We start from the raw sequence: 20,109 nt of genomic DNA on the forward strand, positions 1-20,109 counted from the left end.
CGCCCTCAGTCAGCGCAGGATTCCGCCCAGGCCGACGGTCAGGGTCGGGACCTGCGGGTGGCCGAGCGCGACCTCGAGCTGGGCCTTCAACGGACCGATCGCGCCGTCGTCCGGGTTCTCGAGCGTCACGACGAGACGCCGCGCGCCGCGGTTCGTCCGCTCCCAGGCCCAACTGAGCGAGCCTTCGGGCATGGTGCTCGAACCGAGCATCGACTCGCCCACGAGGGTCACGGCCGGATCCTCCTCGCAGTCCCACTCGCCGTCGCGCACCCGCAGGACGAGCGCGCGTTCGACGGTCTCGCCAGCCGGCACGATGCCGAAGTAGAGCGCGGAACCCGATCCGACGCTCGTGTCGCCACTCTCCTGGCGCAGGATCTGAACGAACTCGACGGGGAGCTGGGTCCGGTAGCCGACGTCGACGTTGCGCGTGTAGGTGAGCGGCAGCGGCTGTTCGATGGACGGCGCGACCTCGACGTCGAGGCGCAGCGGGCGCGTGCGAACCAGCGGTGAGTCGGGTGCAGCGGCGCCGACGCGAAAGACGCAGTCGTAGGCGGTCGCGTAGCCGCGTCCGTCGACGTCGACCGGTTGCACCGAGAAGTCGAGGTACCCGGGAAGAGCAGAGGTGTCGCAGCTGAGCTTGAAGCGCGGTGCGATCGGCGACGTGATCCGCACGCGTTGGACACTCGGCGAACCGAGCAGCACGTTCTCCGCGACCAACCCCGTCGGCGGGTCGAGGGCGTAGATCCCGAGGACGTCGGTCAGGATGCCGAACTTGAGGGGGCGAGCGCCTCCGGCGTAGGCCAGGATGCCCTCGAGCTGCAGTTCACCGGAGCGGTCGCTCGTGTCGAGGTGGACCTGCACCTCGAACTCCTCGTCGGCAGCGACGGCGTCGCCGGGCCACAGTTCGCCGACGCGCTGGTCGCCGTCGAGGCGGTAGCAGAAGACCTCCACGCACTCGCACTCACCTTCGATGCGCTGGAGTTTGAGCGCGGCGTCGCTGGCGTTGCGCAATCGCGACGAGTAGCGCACCACTTCGCCTTCGATCACCTGTCCGGCTCGCATCAGTCGCGCTCCGGGTGCGTGCTCGAGAAGTCCGTCCGCCGTCCGCAGGAGACCCCGCTCGGGCAAGGGTGCGGGGACGGGCAGATCGTCGTCGAGCAGGCCCGGACCCTGCGCCGTCCCGAGTTCGGCGAGACGCGCGCCCCACTCCTGGGCCGTCGACGTCGCTGCACCTCCGGGCACCACGTCGGTGGACGGGTCCTGGGCGCCGTCGCCACCGTCGCAGGACCAGAGCCCAGCGAACAAGAGCGCGACGAGAGCGCCGCGCCGCACCGAACCGCAGTCACGGGAGCCCATCACTTGGTCGTGCCGGTGGCGCGGTCGCGGCACAGACCGCTGAACGGGATCACGACCTTCGGGCGCTCGGGGTGGTCCGTCTCGACCGTGAGCTGGCCCTGGAACGGGCCCGAGAGTTCCGGCGGCAGGCCGGCGAGCGTGACTTCGAGGCGCCACTCGGTGCCTTCCTCGAGCGCGACGAGGCGCGTGGTGAGGTACGGCTCGAGCGCTTTGGGATCGGCCTTGCCGAGGCCCCACTCGACCGAGACCGCGGGCGGAGCAGCCGCCACGTGGCTGTCGGTGATCTCGATCTCGACGACGGCCTCCTGCTCGTGATCGGGAGCGAAGACGCCGAAGGCCACGATGTTCGGCTGGACGCGCACCGAGGGCACGACCGTCGCGGAGAGCACGACGCGCTGCGAGTAGCGCGCCGCCCTACCGCCGACCGGCGGTTCGACGGATCCGGGCAGTTCCACGTCGGAGTAGACGTTGAAGCCCCAGGGTCTGCGTGCGATCTCGGGCAGGTCGGGGCCCACGGTGACGTCGAGTCGCCAGCGCGTCGCGCGGCCGTCCGAGTCGTCGTCGTCGAGCGGCACGAGCGTCGGGTGGACGTAGGGCGCGATCTCCGCGGGCTCGATCGACAGTTCGACCGGGGCGTCGTTCGTGGCGCGGATCAACAGCGAGCCCGAACGCGACTCCTCGCGCCGCAGGCTGCCGATGTCGATCGTGCCGGTGGGCGGCTCGGCCGCGAGGAACGGTTGGACCCGCGCCTTGAGCGACAGTCGCGTCGCGTAGCCCTCGGTCGGAACGAGCGTCACCGAGTGACTCATCACGCCGCGCTGCAGAGCCGTCTCGAGCTCGGCGCGGACGGCCAGTCGTTCACCGGGCGCGATCGGTGCTTCGAGTTCGTAGGCGCGACGCTCGTCGCCCTCGCCCAGGACGAACAGGTCGCCGAGCGTGCACTTGCAGGTGGAGTTGATCGCGCGGATCGACACCGGTCGGTCGGACTGGTTGCGGAGGACGAACTCCGTGAGCGCTTCTTCGCCCTCGAGCACGAGACCGAAGTCGTGGGTCAGGCTCTCGTCGTCGGGGCGCAGGGCGGGCGTCGTGTCCGGACCGCGCACCGCTGCACTCGGCACCGTCGGAGCGTCGACCACGCGCAGCTCCGAGAGGACCTCGAAGCCGGCCAGCGTGCGCGCTCCCGACGAACCGCCGTGGCTCGTGGCCGGTGTGGAGGCCGGTGTGGAGGTCGGCGCGGCAGTCGGCCCGGCAATCGGCGCGGTGGCCGCCGGCTCGGCGTCGTCGGAAGCGGCTCCGTTCGCGCTCTCGACCGCGTCCTCGCCGCCCTGCGCGACCTCGGGCTGCGCGGCCGGCGACGCGTCCACCGTCGCAGGAACTTCGGCGTCCGTGACCGGTGCCGCGCCGCTGGTCGGCGCCGTCCGCTCGGACCCGGACTCCGGCGCGCAGCCCCAGAGCGCGAGCAGCGGAAGCAGGAAGGAGGCGAGGGCGGCGGAATGGCGGGGGGTGGACATCGTCGAAGTCGGGGCCGGATCGTGGTTGGAGTCCGATGCACCGGGACCGGAACGAGTCCGAGCGCGCGCCAGGGGCACCGCGCGGCGACGGCACCCGGTCGGCCCAGCTCGCTCGCGGATCAGTGCTGAACCGTCGTGGGACGGCACACGCCGCTGAACGGAACCCTCAGGTGGGGCTTGGTCGGGTGCCCGACGTCGACGACGAGGTCGCCGTTGAACGGACCGACGCGGTCGGCGGGCCAGTTCTCGTAGGCCATCGTCACCTCGAAGGCGCGCTCGCCCTCGACGGCCGCGACCGAGACGTCGAAGAAGTCGTCGTAGAACTCCTGTTGCTCGGGCGAACGGGCCATGACCTTCGCCGCGCGCATGCGCTCGATGTCGGGCGTGAAGCTGTCGTCACCGAACTCGATGCGGAAGACGCGCTGGGCGCTGTTGCCGACCGAGACCGCACCGAACGAGATGTAGCTCGGTCGAGCGTGCACGAGCGCCTTGACGCGCGCGGCCGCGAACAGCGTCAGCGTCCGCATGCGCGGCGACCCGTCGGGCAGCGGATCGAGTCCGGGGTGCGGCTGGTCCGAGTTCAGGATCACGGTCAGGCCCTGCTGGCCACCCAGGTTCTCGGGCGTGTCCGGTCCCATCGTTCCGATGACCTTCCAGGTCCCCGCGCGACCGTCCGCGTCGGGCTCGACCGGAACCAGTTCCACGCTCAGGAACTTCGGCAGCGCGAAGCCCTCGTCGAGCGAGAGTTTGAACATCTTCGCGACCGGGCTGGTGACGGTCAGTTCCGCGGTGCGCGTCTCGTTCACGAACATCTCGCGGAAGTTGAGGTACGCGTTCGGCTTCACGTCGAAGATCGGGGTGACTTCGGCCTCGAAGTGCAACATCGACGCACGGTTCGAACCGTTGTGCCGCAGCGTGATCGTGTGGTGGTTCGGACCCTTCTTGCCCTCGGTCTTGAGCTTGCCGTGCACGCGCAGCGTGGTGTCGACCGGGATCTTCTCGCCGACCTTGTACTCGCTGACGGAACCGTCGGCCGCGATCAGCTCCATCCGCCCCATCGTGCAGCCGCACGTGCTCTTGTCCTCGAAGATCGTGATCGGTTCGGCGCCATCGACGTGCAGCTCGAAGATGTGCTCCTCCTCGTCGCCCTCGACCACGGTGCCGAAGCGCGCGGTGTCCTCGCCGTCGATGACGAGCGTCGCGTCGACCGTGGGCACGACGACCGGCTGGGCCGAAGCCTTCTTCGCACCTCCCGGCAGCGTGATCTCGCTGAGATCGATCCCCTCCAACTTCGCGGGGCGCTTCCCGTCGCGCGCCCCGGCTCCACCCTTCTCGCTCGCGGCCGACTTCGACGGCGCGCTCGTCTCGTCCACCTCGGCGGACTTCGGCGCGGGGGTGCGCTGGTCCGCACCGGCGGCCGCCACGGTCTGGGACACGGCCCCGCTCGCGGACGGACCGGTCTCGGGCGCCGACCCCTCGAGGACGTCGCTGCACGAGTGCAGTCCGCCGAAGAGAAGAGCGGTGGCGGCGAGCGAGGCGAGCGGGCGGAGCCTGGTCTTTGAGTTCTGCATGACGAAGTCGGTGTCTACGCGTCCAGCGGTAGGACCGTTGGATCGGTGCGCGGGTGGCATCCGGAAGGCGAAAATCGTCCTCGGGCGCCGCGTTCGGGCAGGATCGCCCCGCTTCGACCCGACGGACGGCACGCGGGCCATCGGCCGGATCGGCGCGCAAGTCTACCTCGGAGGTGAGCTGGCCCCCGCTGGATCGGTCCCCTGCGGCAGGGTCGGACCGGAAGTCGTCGAACCGGGCACGGGCACCCCCGTGGCGGTGCCCGCGAAGGGGATCTCGAGCCAGGGCTGACGCGGATCGCCCAGCGGCACCCGCACGACCCCGTCGAAGGCGCCGAAACGCCCCTGAGGCAGGGGGCCCGCGGTGATCGTCACGGCGGCGGGGCTGTCGACGGTGCCGGCGCGCCAACGGGCGCTGAACCAGCTCGAGACGTCCTCCTCGGCGTGGGGTCCGTCCAGCATCGCGACGAGCTCGAGTTCGGGCGCGCGCGGCAGCTCCACGTCCACGTCGAGGATCGCGATGAACGCGTCGCGCACCGCGGGGACGCCGGCGTCGAGGGTGCCGAACGCGACGCGCCCCCCGACGACCTCGATGCGCCCGCGGACGGCGGCCTGGACGTGGATCCGACTGGTGACCGTCTGCCCGGTCGAGCCCTCGAGGTCGCTCAAGAGCGTCAGCGTCCCGAGCCGCGAGCCGACCCGCGCCTCGCGGTCGAGCTCGACGTCGAGGCGCCAACGCTCGGCGCGGCCGCGAGCGTCCGGATCGAGCGGCGTGAGCGCGGCCAACACGTCCGGCGGCGGGTCGCCCGTGATCGACAGCGCGACCGGTCCGGCCTGCGACGCGAGCGTGACCTGGGCCGCTCCCGACTGGCCCTGCATGATCGCTCCGAGATCGACGAAACGCCCGCCGCGCGCCTCGTTGTTCCCGGCGTAGACCGCGCCCGCCAGAGCGAGCGCCGCGTCCGCCGGAGCCAGCGCCCCGTCCGTGCCCTCCACCTCGAGCAGGGAGCGGATGTTCGCCACCAGGCGCAGCTCCGCCCGTTCGCCGGTGAACGGACCGTAGAGCCGGATCGGCTGGTCGAACGGTCCGCGCCGACCCGAGCTGTCGAACGTCACGTCCAGCTGCAGGACGTGGCCGGGTTCGATCGGCTCGTTGGTCACGTACGGCGTGCGGGTGCCGTCGGGCTCGACCTCGAACCATTCGATCGCGCTGCAGCCGCAGGTGTCGAGGCGCTCCTGCACGACGATCGGTTCGGTGCCGACGCTCTCCAGCCGGAAGCTGTGCCGGCGCGTCTCGCCCTCCCACAGGTCACCGAACTCGGCGACGGCCGACTCGGTCGCGAACGCGGGGCCTTCGATCGTGCGCTCGGCGCCGCCGTCGCAGGCGCTGGCGGCCAGGGCGACGAGCAGCAGGAACGGGGCGCGCGCGGATGAACGGCGCGCGGATCCGAGGCTGTGGGCGAGCGCGGGCCGCTGGATCGAGATGCAGTTCATGGACGGGGCCTGATCGGCCGGGCGGGACGGCAGGAGCGAGCGGCGGCCTCGGAATCGCGGGGGGAGGGCCGCGGGACGCCGGAACGGGCTCCGCGCCGCCCGCAGGCGGTCCGAGAGGCCCAGAGGCAGTAGCCTAGGCGTCCACGCGCCAAAGGTTCCGCGCTTCGTCGTCGCCGCGCGCACGCACGTTGCTCCTGGGACGCCGCCCCAGAACCGATGGACCGGTAGCGCCGTCGCGGCTCGACGGTGGTGGCTCGGCGGCCCCGGGCCGGGAGCCGACATCGCATCGACTCCGCGCAGGCCCCTCCTCCACTTCGATCCCGTCATGTTCCGCTCGACCCTGTTGCTCGTCCTCGCGCTGGCCGCCCCCGTGGTGCTGCCGTCCTGCGCCACCACGCCGCCGACGCCGGCCGAACTGGTGGCGGTGGGCTTCCGCGCCCCCGAGCAGACCTTCCGCACCTTCCAAGCGGCGGTCGGGGCCGACCTGATCGATCTCGAGTACCGCTGCTACGCCGACGAGTTCAAGCGCGAGTGGGAGATCACCCAGGGCAACTATCGCGTCGCGCGCAAACAGCTCTTCGACGAGATCCCGTGGATCCGGCGCATCTCGCGCGCGGAGGTCCTGGGCCAGAGCGAGATCGAACCGGGACTCGTGCGCCTCGATGCGCGCGTGACGTTCCTGTTCCAGTCGGTCGACGTCGAGGTCTACCTCTCGCGCACGGACTTCTATGAACTGTGGGTCGGCGACGAGCGCCTCTCCGACGGCGTGCTCCAGTTCACCGACGTGGTCAGCCGCGTCAGCGAAGGCGGCGACGCGCCCTGGGACCGGATCGAGATGGTGCTCGCCGCGATCGAGCTCGAGAGCCCGCTGGCACCGAACATCGCGCAGCGCCTGGACGAGATCAGTGAGGTGATCGTCGGTCGCGAGTGGCGCATCGCGGGACTGCGCCTCAAGGCCGATCAGTGAGCGGCGGGCGCGCGGTTCGCCGGCGCGCCACGAAGCTCAGCCCAGGGGCAGCTCGAAACCGGCGCGGGGCGCGCGGTGGTCGAGGGCCGCGGCCGCCTCGGCCAACGGCCCGACGACGCGGCCGCGCACGGCGTCCACCTCGAGTTCCGCCCCGAGCGTGATCGACAGGTCGGCCGGCAGCGCGTTCTCGACAAGGTGCAGCCGCATGCGCGCGACGGCTTCCTCGCCCGCCAGGCCTCCGACGGTGTCGAGATCGGACGCCAGCGCGCGCTCGCTCCCGAGTCGGTGGGACAGGTTGGCCAGGTGGCACCAGCCGGCCGAAACGTGCCCGACCTGGGCGTCCGCGTTCACGCGCGCCGGGTCACCCGCCTTCACCGCGTCGAGGAAGTTCTGGTAGTGGTCCTGTTCGCTGCCGCCGTCGAACGCGCGCGTCTCGACGCCGTCGTGGTCGTACACGGGCACGTGGTTGTAGCTGCTGCTGACGACGTAGCCCCGCTCGCCGTGGAAGACGACGCCCGTGTTCGCTCCGCGGTAGGAGGGCGACACGAGGCCGCGCACCTCGAACACGATCGGCGGCGCCTCGTCACAGTCGAAGGCCACGACCTGCGAGTTGGGGGTTTCGCCATCGTCGTCGTAGCCCAGTCGGCCGCCGAAGCTGCGCACGCGCCGCGGGAAGCCGTCGATCCCAGCGCCCCAGCGCGCAATGTCCATCTGGTGCACGCCCTGGTTGCCGATGTCGCCGTTGCCCGTGTTCCAGACCCAGTGCCAGTCGTAGTGCAGGTTGGTGCGCCACACGTCGCCGAGGGCCGCGGGACCGGTCCACAGGTCGAAGTCGAGCGTCGCAGGCGGAGCGGTCGGCGCGGCCACCTTGCCGATCGACTGACGGCGCTTGTAGCACAGACCGTTCACGCTGCGCAGCGCACCGATGCCACCTTCGCGCACGAACGCGAGCGCGTCGCGGGTGGCGGCATGCGAGCGCGACTGCATGCCCGATTGAATCACGCGGCCCGACCGCCGCGCGGCGGCCACCAGCGCGCGGCCGTCCTCGAGACTCTGGCTGACCGGCTTCTCGACATAGACGTGCTTGCCCGCGTCGAGCGCCCAGATCGCCGCCAGCGAGTGCCAGTGGTTCGGCGTCGCGATCGAGACGGCGTCGATCGAGTCGTCGTCCATGATCCGCCGCAGGTCGCGTTCGTAGCGCGCGTCCGGCACGGCCCGCTGGGCCTGCGCGATGACGCCCTCGTCCGGATCGCAGATCGCGACGACGCGCGCGTCCGGCGAGCGGTTGAAGCCGGCGATGTGGCCACGACCGCGACCGCGCACGCCGAGCACCGCCACGCGCACGGGATCGGCGCCCTCCTGCACGGGCCCAAAGACGGGCGCGGCGAACACGGTGCGCGCAGCGGCCGCGGCGGCGGCGGAGGCGAGAAGCGACTCGGTGACGAAGGTGCGGCGCGTGAGCATGGGTGGGATCGGTTCGGGTCGGATGCGGCGCGCTCGAGGGTGCGCCGCCGTGTGCGGTTCAAAGCTCGCGCTCAGGCGTCCGGGCCGGGGGCGTCGCTGACGATACGGAAGCCGGCTTCCTCGCCGTCGGGGAGCCACCAGACTCCCGGCGGGTAGTTCGAGTCGCGCAGGGTCCAGTCGAAGTCGAACGGTTGGCGCGGGACCTCGCTGGGCCCTTCGAGAGCCGTGCGGAAGGATCCCCCCATCAGGAGCGGCCAATCGTCGTCCCCGGGGACAGCCGGCGTGGAGACGTACTCCGCGGCGTTGCCCAGGCCGTCGTAGAGGCCGCGGTCGTTGGCTTCGAGCTGCGCCACCTCGTGCGTGCGATCGCCCGCGTTCGAGGCCGTGTGCGCACGCCGGTCGAGGGGGACGCGCGCGTCGTCCGCCGAAGGGGCGCAGGCGCCGAGCCACTCCTGCTCGTCCGGCAGCCGAAAGGACTCGCCGGTCGCGCGCGACAGGAAGGCGCAGAAGCCTGCGGCGGCGTCGCGGCTGACACCGATCGCCGGCCACTGCCCCAGCCCCCAGCCGCGATCGAAAGGCTCGACGTCGAGCGGCCGCGACGGTCGCGCCATGGCGTCCACGGCGGCGCGGCGCGACTCGTCGAAGTCGCAGAAGACCAGGTACGCGTCCCAGGTCACTTCGGTACGACCGACCCACAGGCCCACGTCGTCGACCCACACCAATTCGAACGACGCGTCGCTGCCGGGGAGCGCGACCGTCCGCACGATCGGTGCGGGCGACGCGGCGACGGCGGGATCGGCGGGATCGGCGGGATCGGCGGGATCGGGTCCTGTCCCGGCGCAGCCGATCAACGGCAGGGCCAGAACGAACGGATATCGGGCGATTCGAACGGTGTGCACGGGGCGGCGGGAGGTGGAGGACCAGGACCTTTGGATCACTCGCACGCGGCGGCGAGTTGCGAGCGCAGCGTGCTCAAGGCACGGGGCAGTTCTGCGTCGAAGTCGACGAAGCGGCACTCGACGCTGACGCGGCCACGGAAACCGGCGGCGACCAGCGCGCGCAGGGCCGGAACGAAGTCGTCGCCGTGGACGCCGGGCGCGCGGCGCCCCTCGTTCTCGGCGACGTGGAGGTGGTGCACGTACGGCGCCGCGCGAACGAGAACGTCGGCGCCCTCGTCCTCGCGCGCCATGTGGAACAGATCCGCCGTGAGTCGCACATGGTCGTGGTCGACCGCGCGCACGAGTCGCAGCCCCTCGGACACGCGGTTCACGAAGTCGGTCTCTGAACGCTGGAGCGGCTCCAGGCACAGGACGACACCCGCCTCGCGCGCGGGCTCGGCCAGGCGCGCGAGCAGGGCCACGAGCTGCAGCTCGGCGTCCGCGTGTGCGTACCCGTCCGGCGGCGTGCGGGCCGCGGCCGAGCCGAAGGTGACCGTGTCGATCCCCACCGCGTGCGCGCGCTCGAACACCATGCGCGCCTCGTCCAGCACCGCGTCGTGGTCGGCGTTGGGGCCGGTACAACGCAGTCGGCCGGGGAGGAAGGAGTTGGCCGCCCGCGCGGGCACGGCGAGCGCGCGCAGGGCGTCGAGGCGCTCGCGCAGCTCCGTGGAACTCCACGAACCCGCCAGATCGCGCTGGCAGGCGAGCTCGACGAAATCCGCACCGGCGCGCGCGAGTGCCGGGGCCCGATCCGGACCGGCGCAGACGCCGATCTGGAGCGCGGGCGCTGCGGTGGCCTGCGCGGCCGTCGGCGCGGCCATCCGTACGGCGGCCCGTCCATGCGCGATCGAGGTGGGCAGGATCGAATCGAGCAGGCCGCTCCCCGCGAGGCCCGCGGCCAGCCCGAGGAAGACTCGTCGGTTCGCGACGGCTGGCCTCATCCTTCGAGCGTGCGGCGGCGTTCGCTCAAGCGCTTCACGAGCGCGTCCAGCCCGTCCGTCCCGCCGCGATGGATGTCGTCGCGGTTGGCGATGCACCAGCGACAGCGCATCTCGACCAGGTGGAACTCGACGAACTCGAGGTGCTGGCCCTCGAGCTGGCCGGCGAGCAGTCGCTCGAGCACGTCGCGCGGCGGACAGGACAGGTGCCACTCGCGCCACAGCGCCGACACGTCGAGGTCGAGCAGACGCCCCCCCTCTTCGGCCACGGCCAACAGCGGAATCAGATCGCTGCCCGCTTCGCGCCGCGCCGCCAGCTGGCGGATGCGCTTGAGCGCGCGGAACTTGATGCCGGCCACCGCGGTCTCGTCGCCGAAACCGAAGAAGCGCCAGGCGTCGCGGTTGCGCCAGCCACCGGCGAAGAGCGACTCGATCACCGCGAGGCGCTGGTACTCGCCGATGTCGATGGTCTCCTGGATCCATTCGCCGAGCACTTCCCCCAGGAGGTCGCGTGCGCGGTCGGACAGTTCGATCCCGCGCACGATCGCGCTCGGCGTCTCGGTCTCGTGCACGAGGCTGTCGAGCGCCGGACCGGACTGGTCCTCGTCCTCCTGGACCGCAACGGTGCGGGCCTTGCGGCGTCGCAGGTGGTCGATCGTGCGGTTGCGACAGATGCCGAACAGGTACTGCTCGAACGTGTACTTGGTGTCGAAGTCGCCGATGCCGCGCACGGCGCCCAGGAGCGCTTCCTGCACCACGTCCTCGGCACCCTGGAGGTCGCTGACCCGACGTTGGGCGTAGGCGAGCAGACGTCCGCAGTAGGACTGCTCGACGCGACGCCACTCGGCGTCGTCGTGGGCCTGGAGGGCGGGGATGTCGGGCCGCCAGTCGTCGTCCTCGTGCGAAGTCGCCATGAGCGGGCGAGTCTACCCGGCCGGCGGGAGCGGTTCCTCCCCCCAAGTGCCCCGGGCGCGCCGCGCGGCGGTGGCCCGTGGGGCGGGTCGCCGCAGGGGTTCGGGGCCGTGCTGGCCCGCGTCCGAGGGACCGTCCGCGCTCGGACCGGTGCCGCCGCGTCGATGCGTGCGCCCGCGGTGCCAGTGCGTCGAAGGGCGTGCGTCGAAGGGCGTGCGAGGTGCAGCCAAGGCGACGTCGTCCTGCGCACCGGTGGGTCGACGGACTCCGAGCGATCGACGATCGCAGACGCGGTGCGGGATCGCGTGACGGTCCGCGCCCCTTCGAGTCGGTCGCCGGCGAACGCTCTCAGACCGCGGCCGTCTCGCGCGCCAGACGCAGGAGATCGCTCGGGCGCTGGACGTCGGGGTGCGGGTAGAAGGCGCTGCCGATGTTGAGTTCGATGCGGTCGCCGACCAGGTCGCGCAGGCCGAGCTTCTTCACCGCCGCGCGCACGCGATCGGCCATGATCCGCGCGCCTTCGGGCGGCGTGCTCGGCAACAGGAACAGGAACGAGCTGCGGTCGAAGCGGCCGAGGATGTCGGTGTCGCGGCAGGCCTGCAGGAAGACGCTGGCCAGTTGGCGCAGCACGTCCTCGTGGGCCTCGCCGTCGAAGCCCATCGACACGCACGCGAGCGGGTGGCCGAAGCGGCGCGAGCGCTTGAACTCCTCGTCGATCTTGTAGGTGAGGAACTCGTAGTTGAAGAGGCTCGTCTCGGGATCGGCGAGGCGCTCGAGCATCTCCATCGGGCGCGACTCGCTCTGGGTGAGTTCGCGCAGGAGCGACTCGGGCAACACGGCGTCACCGGCGGCGAACGCGTCGGGCTGCACGGGCGAAGCCTGGGCGGCACCGAGCGCCGCGGCGACGGCGCCTGCGTCGAAGTCGCGCGTCAGGACGGAGGACGCGCCGCAGAAGCGCGCGATCGGTTCGGCGATCGGGACGTGCGGATCGTCACTCGTGTGCGCCAGCACGAAGACGAGCCGCGTTCCGCCGCGCGCCGTCAGCTGGCGGCAGGCTTCGTAGGCCGTCGTGCGACCGTCGAGCGCACCGTCCACCACGACCGTTCCGCCGGGCCCGTCCGCCAGGAGCGCGTCGAGGGCGACCGGTCCGTCGGCCTCGAGCGAGCCGAGGGCTCCGCGCAGTTCGTCGACGAAGGCGGGGTCGTTGGAAAGGATGCGAATGGCGGGCACGGGCTGGATCGGGCTGGAGTGGTCGAAACGGGCGCGAAACCGCGCCGTCGGTCGTGAGGCCCGCCCATTGTGGACCCCGCGACCGGACGGGGGCGGGTCGGGTCCAGGACCCGAGCCCAAGGACATCCCATTCGCGGGAGAGGCGTCGAGCGCCCCCGTGCGAGGGCCCAACGGCGCAGCGAGTCGGCGCGATCAGCCCTCGAGCTGCTCCATCCACCCGTCCTCGAACTCGTAGTTCGCATAGACGGTCTGGACGTCCTCGTGGTCGTCGAGGTCGTCGATGAGGCGCATGACCTTCTTCGCGTCCTCGAGCGTCGCCACCTTCGCGGTGGTCTGCGGCACGTAGCCGATCTCGGCCGACAGGAACTCGACGCCCTGACTCTCGAGCGCCTCCTTCACCTCGATGAAGTTCTTCGCGTCGGCGAGCAGGGTCGAGGCCTCGGCGTCGAACTCCACGTCGTCGGCACCGACCTCGAGGGCCAGCTCCATCAACTGCTCCTCGCTGCGCTCGCCCGTCTCGATCACGAAGATCGAGCGGAAGTCGAACATGAAGGACACCGATCCGGGCGAGCCGAGGTTGCCCCCGCGCTTCTCGAAGATGAACTTGATGTCCGCCGCCGTGCGGTTGCGGTTGTCGGTGAGCGCGGCGACCATCACCGCGACGCCGCCGACCGCGTAGCCCTCGTAGGAGAGCTCCTCCATGTCGCCCTTGTTGTCACCCGACGCGCTCTTGATCGCGCGCTGGATGTTGTCCTTGGGCATGTTCGCCGCCTTGGCCTTCTCGACGGCGTACTTGAGCTTGAGGTTCTGATCCGGGTCCGGACCGCCCTGCTTGACGGCCGACAGGATCATCTTCGAGCACTTGCTGAAGATCTTGGCGCGCTTGGCGTCGACGGCGTTCTTGCGACGCGCGACGTTCGCGGCGTGTGAGTGACCGGCCATGGCGAGTGGGACGGGAGGCGAGTGGTTCGAGAAGGGTGGGCCGCGGACGACCCGTGAACGAAAGAACCGGGGCCGCCGCCGCGCGAGCGGTGGCGGCCCCGGTGAATCCGATGGCGGATCGAAGGGCGAGCGGCGGACGACCAGGGGTCACGCAGCCGCGCGCCGGTGGATCAGCGCTTGGAGAACTGGAAGCCGCGTCGGGCGCCGCGACGACCGTAGTGCTTGCGCTCCTTCATGCGGCTGTCCCGCGTGAGGAGACCGTTCTCGCGCAGGTCCTCGAAGACGGCCGGGTTCGCTTCCTTGATGGCGCGCGCCAGACCGAGGCTCACCGCACCGGCTTGGCCGTGGGGGCCGCCGCCGTTGACGTTGACCCAGATGTCGTAGCTCGACTCTTCGGGCAGCTGGCCGATCGGAGCCTTCGCCGCGACCTGGTCACGCAGGGCCGGGAAGTAGTCGTCGACGGTCTTGCCGTTGACGGTGAAGTTGCCGGAGCCGGGCTTGATGCGAACGCGGGCGACCGCGGACTTACGACGGCCGAGGCCCCAGGTGTACGGATTGATGACGGGCATCTTTGGAAGGTGCGTTGGGTGTTCGGAGGCGGAGCGGATCAGCCGTTGGCGGCGACGGGCTTCTGCGCGGTGTGCGGGTGCTCCGCGCCGGCGTAGACCTTCAGGTTGCGGAGCATGTCGCGACCGAGGCGGCTCTTCGGAAGCATCCGTCGCACGGCGAGCGTGACGATCATCTCCGGGGTGCGCTCGCGCATGTAGTCCATGTCGCGCTCCTTCAGACCGCCCGGGAAGCCCGAGTAGAAGGGGTAGATCTTCTGCTCGTTCTTCTTGCCCGTGAACACACAGCGCTCGGCGTTGATCACGACGACGTGCGCCCCCGTGTTCTCCGAGTAGGTGTACGTGGGTTGATCCTTGCCCTGGAGCATGGTGGCGATGCGTGCAGCCATGCGCCCGATCGGCTCCTGCGTGGCGTCGAACAGGTACCAGCGCTCGGGAACGTCGGTGGCGCGTACGTGGGTGGTCTTCATCACCTGGTGGGAGATCACGTTCGAGAGTGATCGTTTGAGGGCTAGCTAGTTCGAAGCGCGCCGGCGGCGAGGCTTCGGGTGGGAGCGGTCGGACAGCGCCGGCGAGCCCGAGGGCGTTCGACGACGAGACGACCCCGATCCGCCAGCGGGCACGTCCGCGGCGATTCGAGGGCCGAAGAAGGTATCCCCCGCCCCCGCCGGGCACAAGCACCGGACGGATTCGCGTGCGGGAAGGGCCGGATCGGACGCGGGACCCTGGCGCTCCGAACCACTCAGCGCTCGGCGGGGACGCCGGCCGGGCGGGGCGCATCGAGGACCCGCCACCAGCGCGCGCCGTCCGCGCTGGCGACGACCAGGGCGCTGCGACCCGCGGGCCAGCCCGCCGCCGCCCAGGCCGCGACCGGTGCGCGATTCGCGGTCCACGGCGCCGCTGCGGTGCCCGAGTCCGACCCGCCGGCCGCCCACCAGCTCCCCCGCTCGTCGCGCCACCAGCGGCGGTCGGCGGTCGCGGGCGCGGCATCTGGGAGCACCGCTTCGAGCACGAGCAGAGCCGCGTCCGTCCGGTCGCTCGCGCGGGCCGGTGCGACGCGCAGCCCGGTCGCCGCGAGCCCCACGTCGAGTTCGAGTCCTGTCGGCGACGTCTCCAGCACCGGGATCGTCCCGGGCGCCGGCCACTCGCGGGCGCCCCGGGTCCAGGTGACCTCGAGGCCGACCGATCCGGGTGCGCTCGCCGAGTCCGAGCCTGCGGGGTGGACCGAGTCCGTGGTGACGATCCGTTCCGGGCCGGCGGGGACGAGCCCGGCCGCACCGACGCACGCGGCGGCGAAGAGGACGGACGCGCCCAGCGGCAGGACGCGCCCGCGAGTGGAACGCGCGAGCAGGACGACGGTCGCACCGCCGCACAGAGCCAGCAGCAGCGCCGGCCACGGAACCGTGTGCCGGTCCGCCGCTCCGACGGGACGCGGCAACGCGAGCAGGACGCGCGGCACGCCGCCGAGGCGCGGCGCGGGGTCGTAGGCCACGAAGCGCACCGCCCCCCCACCGCGCACGTCGACGACCTGGGGCGGCGCGAAGGAGAGGTCGGCGGCCTCGCCGAGCGGCAGCGGCACGGCGAGTCGGCGCGCGGTGGGTTCCGCAGCTTCGAGTTCCATCGAACCCGACCCGCGACCGAGCAGCTGCTCGACGTCGATCACGACCGCCCGACCACCGCGCGGCGGAACGAGCGCGAAACTCTCCACCCGACCGGTGATCTCGACGGTCGCGCCGAACAGCCGTGCGCGCTGGGCCCGGGCGTCGGGAACGAAGACGTGCAGGACGCACAGCAACGCGAACGCGACGTGCACGCACGAACGACTCGGACCACTCGCGCGGCGCGGGAACCCGTGGAAGCGACGACTCACGACGCGGCCTCCGCTCGCGCCGCCGTCGAGTCGTCCGAACGGGCGGGCGCGAGCACCGGAGCCACGAGCGCCGCCACCAGTCCCGCGCCCGCGCCGATCCACGCGTCGCCGACCGCGAGAGCGAGCGGCGACAGCGCGCTGACCGGCGCGTCCTGTCCCTGGGCCCATCCGAACGCGAGACCGACGCAGAGCGGCGCGGCGAACAGCGCCCACCAGACCGGGGTCCAGACGTTGGAACGCGTGGTCGCGGCCGCGCGCTCGCAGGCGGCGGCCAGCACGACGGCCGCGAGCGGGCGCGCGAGGTCGCTCCATTCGCCCGCGAGCCCCGCACCGAACGCACCGCGCAGCGTCAGCGCGAGCGGCACGAACAGCGCGAGCGTGACGACCGGCACGAAGCGCGGAGACCGGTGCGCGGCGGACGGGTCGCTGTCGAACCGATCGACCGTGCTCCGACGCGGCGCGCTGGCGAGCACCAGCAGCACGAAGAGCACCCAGTCCGTGTGCGGCAGCTGGGCGAGCGGCGCGAGACTCCCGTCATGGGGCGCGAGTTCGGTCGCGAGTGCGAGCGGTGCGAGCGCGAGGACGAGAGCGACGGCGGCGCGCAGGGCACCCGGCCGGACCGTCGGACGAACGGTGGCCCGATCAGTGGCCCGAACGGTGGAGGGACGTGTCTCGTTCGGCGCCGCGCTCATCGCACGCGCCCGAGCGTCGGACGCGCGCCGCGGTTCACGTCGCCGGGAGGATCCCACGACGACGGGGGCGGTTCCCAGTTGCCGCCGGGGGCCGTGCGGTCACCGCCGCGAACGGCACCACCAACAGTTCCACCGCCCGATGCAGACCCGTCGGCGCGTCGCCGGGCCTCCTCGTCCTTCGCGCGTTCGGTCGCGTCGCGCCAGACCTCGGGTTCGGGGACGGGTTCGTCGTGGCGCAGGGCCACCGCGTACTCGTCCCAACGCACGTCGACCGCGCGCCACAACAGCTTCTGCGCGTTGGAGAGCTCGACCGCTTCGACCACGTGCCGCCACTTCAGTTCGGTCGGCAACGCGCCGGGTGCGTCCACGTCCGGCGTCCGCCCCCACAGGACGACCCGTCGACCCTCGAGGTGCAGCACGGCGCCCGGGTCCTCGACCTGTCCGAGGGCGCCGTTCTCCGCGTCGATCGTGAGCGTCCCGAGTGCCAGGCGTTCGTCGCGGTCGAGGTGCTCCTCGAGCGAGAGGACCAGGCTCAGTCCGTGCCACAGACCGGCGCGCGACAGCGGCTGACCGGGAACCGCGTCGGACTCGTCCTGGCCGAGTCGACCGAGCACCGGCAGGGTCAGGCCGTCGAGGGTCGGCGGCGCCGCCCAGCCGCCCGGCAGCACGCGGCCCTGGGCGGAGACGCACAGGAACGTCGCCCCGCGTCGCAGGCAGGCGACCGGGCGTTCGAAGCGCACGTCGACGACGGCGCCATCGGGCCAGACCAGGCGCGGCGGACCGACCTCGGCCACGAACGGGAGTTCGAACAAGGCCTGCGAGACCTCGGCCAGGCCGTCGACGTCGTCCGCGCGGAACGGCCGACAGCGTTCGAGGCACTCGGAGAGCGCGCGCTCCCAACGCGGATCGACGAAGCGCGCGTCGGTCTCGATCGCGAGGCGCCGCGGATCGACCCAGTCGAAGCGCGTGGCCTCGACCTCGCCCGCCACCGCTCCGACGCCGGCCACGACGCCCCACATGAGCAGTCCGATCGGGATCCAACCCGGAATCGGCCGCCGGCGGCGGGTGCGGGGCGCGTCGGTGGCGCGCGGTCGAGTGCGTGAAGAAGGCATGAGGGTTCGATCGGAGGCAGCAGAGATACCCCACCGCGAAGGTCGCCCCCAAGCCGCGCCGCCCACGTGGGAGCCGAGGTGGGACAGGCACCGTCGCTCCCTCGATCGCGCGTCGCCGTCGCGTTCCGGCGCCGCCGCGCTCGATTCACCCACTCCCCTGGCCTGTCGGGAGCACCGCAGACCCTAGGCTCGTTCTCTACATGTCGAACAGCAAGGACGAACGCGATGGCCTCGGACCCAAGGACAAAGACTCCGGTCGCTCGCGCTCGCGGCGCGGCTCACGGGGTCGCGGACCGCGCGGGGACGAGTCGAGAAAGGGCGCGAGCGCGAGCGGCCCGGCGAGCGTGGACGAGGCTCCGGCGCCGCGCGAGCCCGTCCGGGAGCGCGAGCGCGCGCCGCGCGACGGGGCGGACGAGCGGCCCCGCCGCGCCGCGGACCGCACGGGCGCCCCCACCACGTTCAAGGGCTTCACGCTGAGTGCGTTCCAGCTCCAGGCCGTGCGCGCGATCGAGGAGGGGCACGACGTGCTGCTCTCGGCGCCGACGGGGTCGGGCAAGACGCTGGTGGCCGAGTACGCGATCCACAAGTCGGTCGAACGCGGCAAGCGCTGCATCTACACGGCGCCGATCAAGGCCCTGTCGAACCAGAAGTACCGGGACTTCCGCGACGACCCGGACATCGACGTGGGCCTGATGACGGGCGACGTCACGATCCACCCGGGCGCGCAGGTCCTCATCATGACGACCGAGATCCTGCGCAACTCGATGCTCGAGAATCCGGACTCGGTGAAGGACGTGGAGTACGTCATCTTCGACGAGGTCCACTACATGGACGATCCGGAGCGCGGCACGGTCTGGGAGGAGAGCCTGATCTTCGCGCCGCCGTCGATCCGCTTCATCTGCCTGTCGGCGACGATCGACAACCTCGGGCAGCTGGGCGCGTGGATCGAGGAGATCCGCACGCACGAACTGACGATCATCAGTTCCACGAAGCGCCCGGTGCCGCTCAAGCACCGCTTCTACCTGCCCGACGTCGGCATCTTCGACGAGCACAAACTGCCGCGCGTGCGCAAGCAGGTGAAGGACGCGGCCGGACGCTCCGAGCGCGGCGGTTCGCGTCGCCGCGCCACGTTCGCCGAGCGCATGAAGCGCCGCGACGACGCGCGCCGCAACGAGACGCGCGGCTTTGCGGTGCTGCTGGACGAGCTGATCGCCGACAAGAACACGCCGATCCTCGTCTTCAGCTTCAGCCGCAAGGACTGCGAGCGCCTGGCCCTGGTGAACAAGCACCGGCGCCTCCTGGACCGCGAGGAGTCGGAGCGCATGGAGCAACTCCTGCGCGCGACGATGGCAGGCTTCGAGCTCGACGAGAAGCAGATGATCGGCGAGCTCTTCCAGCTCTGCCTGCGCGGCATCGCCTACCACCACGCCGGCATGCTGCCCGTGTACAAGGAAGTGGTCGAGCGCCTGTTCACGTCGGGCCTCCTGAAGCTGCTGTTCACGACGGAGACCTTCGCGGTCGGCATCAACATGCCCGCGCGCACGGTGGCCTTCTACGGCCTGCGCAAGTTCGACGGCGAGACCTTCGACTACCTGCGCACGCGCGACTACCTGCAGATGGCCGGTCGCGCCGGACGTCAGGGCATCGACTCCGAAGGACTGGTCGTGTCGCGCCTGGACGAGAAGGATCTGGTCGAAGCGCCGCTCGAACGATTGGTGCGCGGCAAGCCCGAGCCGGTCGAGAGCCGGTTCCGCCTGTCGTACTCGGCGATCCTGCACCTGATCGAAGGACTGGGACGTGAGCGCCTGTTCGAGGCCTGGCAGAAGAGCTTCAACCAGTTCCAGCACCGCGAGGGCGGACGCAAGGCGCGCGAACGCAACGCCCACATCCAGAAGCGCTTCCTCGAAGGTCTGCTCGGCTTCCTGCACGAAGCGGGTTTCCTCGAGGAGGACGACGAGGGCCGCGAGGTCCTGGCGCCGAAGGCCCGCGTCGCGCGCCAGGTCTACGGCTTCGAGCTGCAGACCGCGGAGTGGCTGTGGCGCGGCGTGCTGGAGGAGGTCGACGCGGCCGGTCTGGCGGTCCTGTTCGTCGGACTGGTGTTCGAGGACCGGCGGCGCTTCAACGAGGAGCGCATCCCCCAGCGCATGTACGGCGGCGTGCGGCGCCACGCGGAACAGATCATCGGCAAGCTCGCCAAGCGCGAGTCGCAGTTCTCGGTGCCCGTGGCGCTCAAGCAACCCGACTGGGGCCTGACGCCCGCGGTCGTGGCCTGGATGCGCGGCGCGCCGTTCGACGAACTACAGGACGAGGTCGACATCCCGGCCGGCGACATGTGCCGCTGCTTCCGGATGGCGCTGCAGGTGATGCGCCAGCTGCGCAGCGCCCTCGACTCGAGCTACGACCTGCCCGACCGACTCAGCGAGGCGATCGAGGCCCTGGGTCGCGACGAGGTGGACGCGCGCCGGCAGCTCGAGTTGGGTTGACCCCCGTACGGTGTCGCACACCACTGCGGTGGTCCACCCGAAAGAAGTACCGCAGCAACCGCAACC

17 protein-coding genes are annotated in these 20,109 nt (G+C 71.5%); 2 read left to right on the forward strand and 15 right to left on the reverse strand.

Features of this window, described 5'->3' with window-relative positions; all coding sequences use genetic code 11:
- Positions 1-9: 9 nt before the first annotated feature.
- The 4 genes from Pla163_RS12440 to Pla163_RS12455 form a co-directional block, all read right to left on the reverse strand.
- Entirely contained in the window at positions 10-1,356 is a 1,347-nt protein-coding gene (locus Pla163_RS12440) for a DUF1573 domain-containing protein (RefSeq protein WP_145188736.1), read from the reverse strand.
- Positions 1,356-2,867, reverse strand: coding sequence for a DUF1573 domain-containing protein (locus Pla163_RS12445; RefSeq protein ID WP_145188740.1), 1,512 nt, complete (start codon positions 2,865-2,867; stop codon positions 1,356-1,358). The genes Pla163_RS12440 and Pla163_RS12445 overlap by 1 nt, the downstream gene beginning before the upstream one ends.
- A 119-nt stretch (positions 2,868-2,986) precedes the next feature.
- Positions 2,987-4,438, reverse strand: coding sequence for a DUF1573 domain-containing protein (locus Pla163_RS12450; protein ID WP_145188743.1), 1,452 nt, complete (start codon positions 4,436-4,438; stop codon positions 2,987-2,989).
- Between the two features lie 162 nt (positions 4,439-4,600).
- Positions 4,601-5,929, reverse strand: coding sequence for a DUF1573 domain-containing protein (locus tag Pla163_RS12455; RefSeq protein ID WP_419185883.1), 1,329 nt, complete (start codon positions 5,927-5,929; stop codon positions 4,601-4,603).
- Between the two features lie 325 nt (positions 5,930-6,254).
- Between Pla163_RS12455 and Pla163_RS12460 the strand changes: the two genes are divergently transcribed.
- Complete coding sequence (locus Pla163_RS12460) at positions 6,255-6,896, forward strand: hypothetical protein (protein WP_145188748.1); 642 nt, start codon at positions 6,255-6,257, stop codon at positions 6,894-6,896.
- A gap of 36 nt (positions 6,897-6,932) precedes the next feature.
- Here Pla163_RS12460 and Pla163_RS12465 read toward each other — a convergent pair whose 3' ends face one another.
- The 11 genes from Pla163_RS12465 to Pla163_RS12515 form a co-directional block, all read right to left on the reverse strand.
- Positions 6,933-8,360 carry a Gfo/Idh/MocA family protein gene (locus tag Pla163_RS12465; protein ID WP_145188751.1) on the reverse strand — a complete coding sequence of 476 codons (1,428 nt, stop codon included), beginning with the start codon at positions 8,358-8,360 and terminating at the stop codon, positions 6,933-6,935.
- A gap of 71 nt (positions 8,361-8,431) precedes the next feature.
- Positions 8,432-9,259 carry a formylglycine-generating enzyme family protein gene (locus Pla163_RS12470; protein ID WP_419185884.1) on the reverse strand — a complete coding sequence of 276 codons (828 nt, stop codon included), beginning with the start codon at positions 9,257-9,259 and terminating at the stop codon, positions 8,432-8,434.
- A gap of 35 nt (positions 9,260-9,294) precedes the next feature.
- Entirely contained in the window at positions 9,295-10,239 is a 945-nt protein-coding gene (locus Pla163_RS12475; RefSeq protein ID WP_419185885.1) for a sugar phosphate isomerase/epimerase family protein, read from the reverse strand.
- Positions 10,236-11,150, reverse strand: a complete 915-nt coding sequence (locus Pla163_RS12480; protein ID WP_145188758.1) for an RNA polymerase sigma factor — start codon at positions 11,148-11,150, stop codon at positions 10,236-10,238. The genes Pla163_RS12475 and Pla163_RS12480 overlap by 4 nt, the downstream gene beginning before the upstream one ends.
- A 346-nt stretch (positions 11,151-11,496) precedes the next feature.
- Positions 11,497-12,378, reverse strand: a complete 882-nt coding sequence (locus Pla163_RS12485) for a GGDEF domain-containing protein (RefSeq protein ID WP_419185886.1) — start codon at positions 12,376-12,378, stop codon at positions 11,497-11,499.
- A gap of 192 nt (positions 12,379-12,570) precedes the next feature.
- Entirely contained in the window at positions 12,571-13,320 is a 750-nt protein-coding gene (locus Pla163_RS12490; protein ID WP_145188764.1) for a YebC/PmpR family DNA-binding transcriptional regulator, read from the reverse strand.
- A gap of 170 nt (positions 13,321-13,490) precedes the next feature.
- The gene (rpsI, locus tag Pla163_RS12495; protein WP_145188768.1) at positions 13,491-13,889 is read right to left on the reverse strand and encodes a 30S ribosomal protein S9; all 399 of its coding nucleotides are present in this window, start codon (positions 13,887-13,889) and stop codon (positions 13,491-13,493) included.
- Positions 13,890-13,927: 38 nt separating this feature from the next.
- On the reverse strand, positions 13,928-14,356 hold the full coding sequence (gene rplM, locus Pla163_RS12500; RefSeq protein WP_145188771.1) for a 50S ribosomal protein L13: 429 nt from the start codon (positions 14,354-14,356) through the stop codon (positions 13,928-13,930).
- A gap of 272 nt (positions 14,357-14,628) precedes the next feature.
- Positions 14,629-15,699 (reverse strand): hypothetical protein, encoded by a 1,071-nt coding sequence (locus tag Pla163_RS12505; RefSeq protein WP_145188774.1) that lies wholly within the window; start codon positions 15,697-15,699, stop codon positions 14,629-14,631.
- Positions 15,700-15,752: 53 nt separating this feature from the next.
- The gene (locus Pla163_RS12510; protein ID WP_145188777.1) at positions 15,753-16,448 is read right to left on the reverse strand and encodes a hypothetical protein; all 696 of its coding nucleotides are present in this window, start codon (positions 16,446-16,448) and stop codon (positions 15,753-15,755) included.
- Positions 16,445-17,560, reverse strand: coding sequence for a cell division protein FtsQ/DivIB (locus Pla163_RS12515; protein ID WP_145188780.1), 1,116 nt, complete (start codon positions 17,558-17,560; stop codon positions 16,445-16,447). The genes Pla163_RS12510 and Pla163_RS12515 overlap by 4 nt, the downstream gene beginning before the upstream one ends.
- Before the next feature lie 200 nt (positions 17,561-17,760).
- Between Pla163_RS12515 and Pla163_RS12520 the strand changes: the two genes are divergently transcribed.
- A complete protein-coding gene (locus Pla163_RS12520; protein ID WP_145188783.1) occupies positions 17,761-20,043 on the forward strand; it encodes a DEAD/DEAH box helicase in 2,283 nt (760 codons plus the stop codon).
- The last annotated feature ends 66 nt before the right edge of the window (positions 20,044-20,109 follow it).

The sequence above is a fragment of the Rohdeia mirabilis genome (genome assembly GCA_007750655.1).
In the GTDB taxonomy this organism is placed as follows: Bacteria; Planctomycetota; UBA1135; order UBA1135.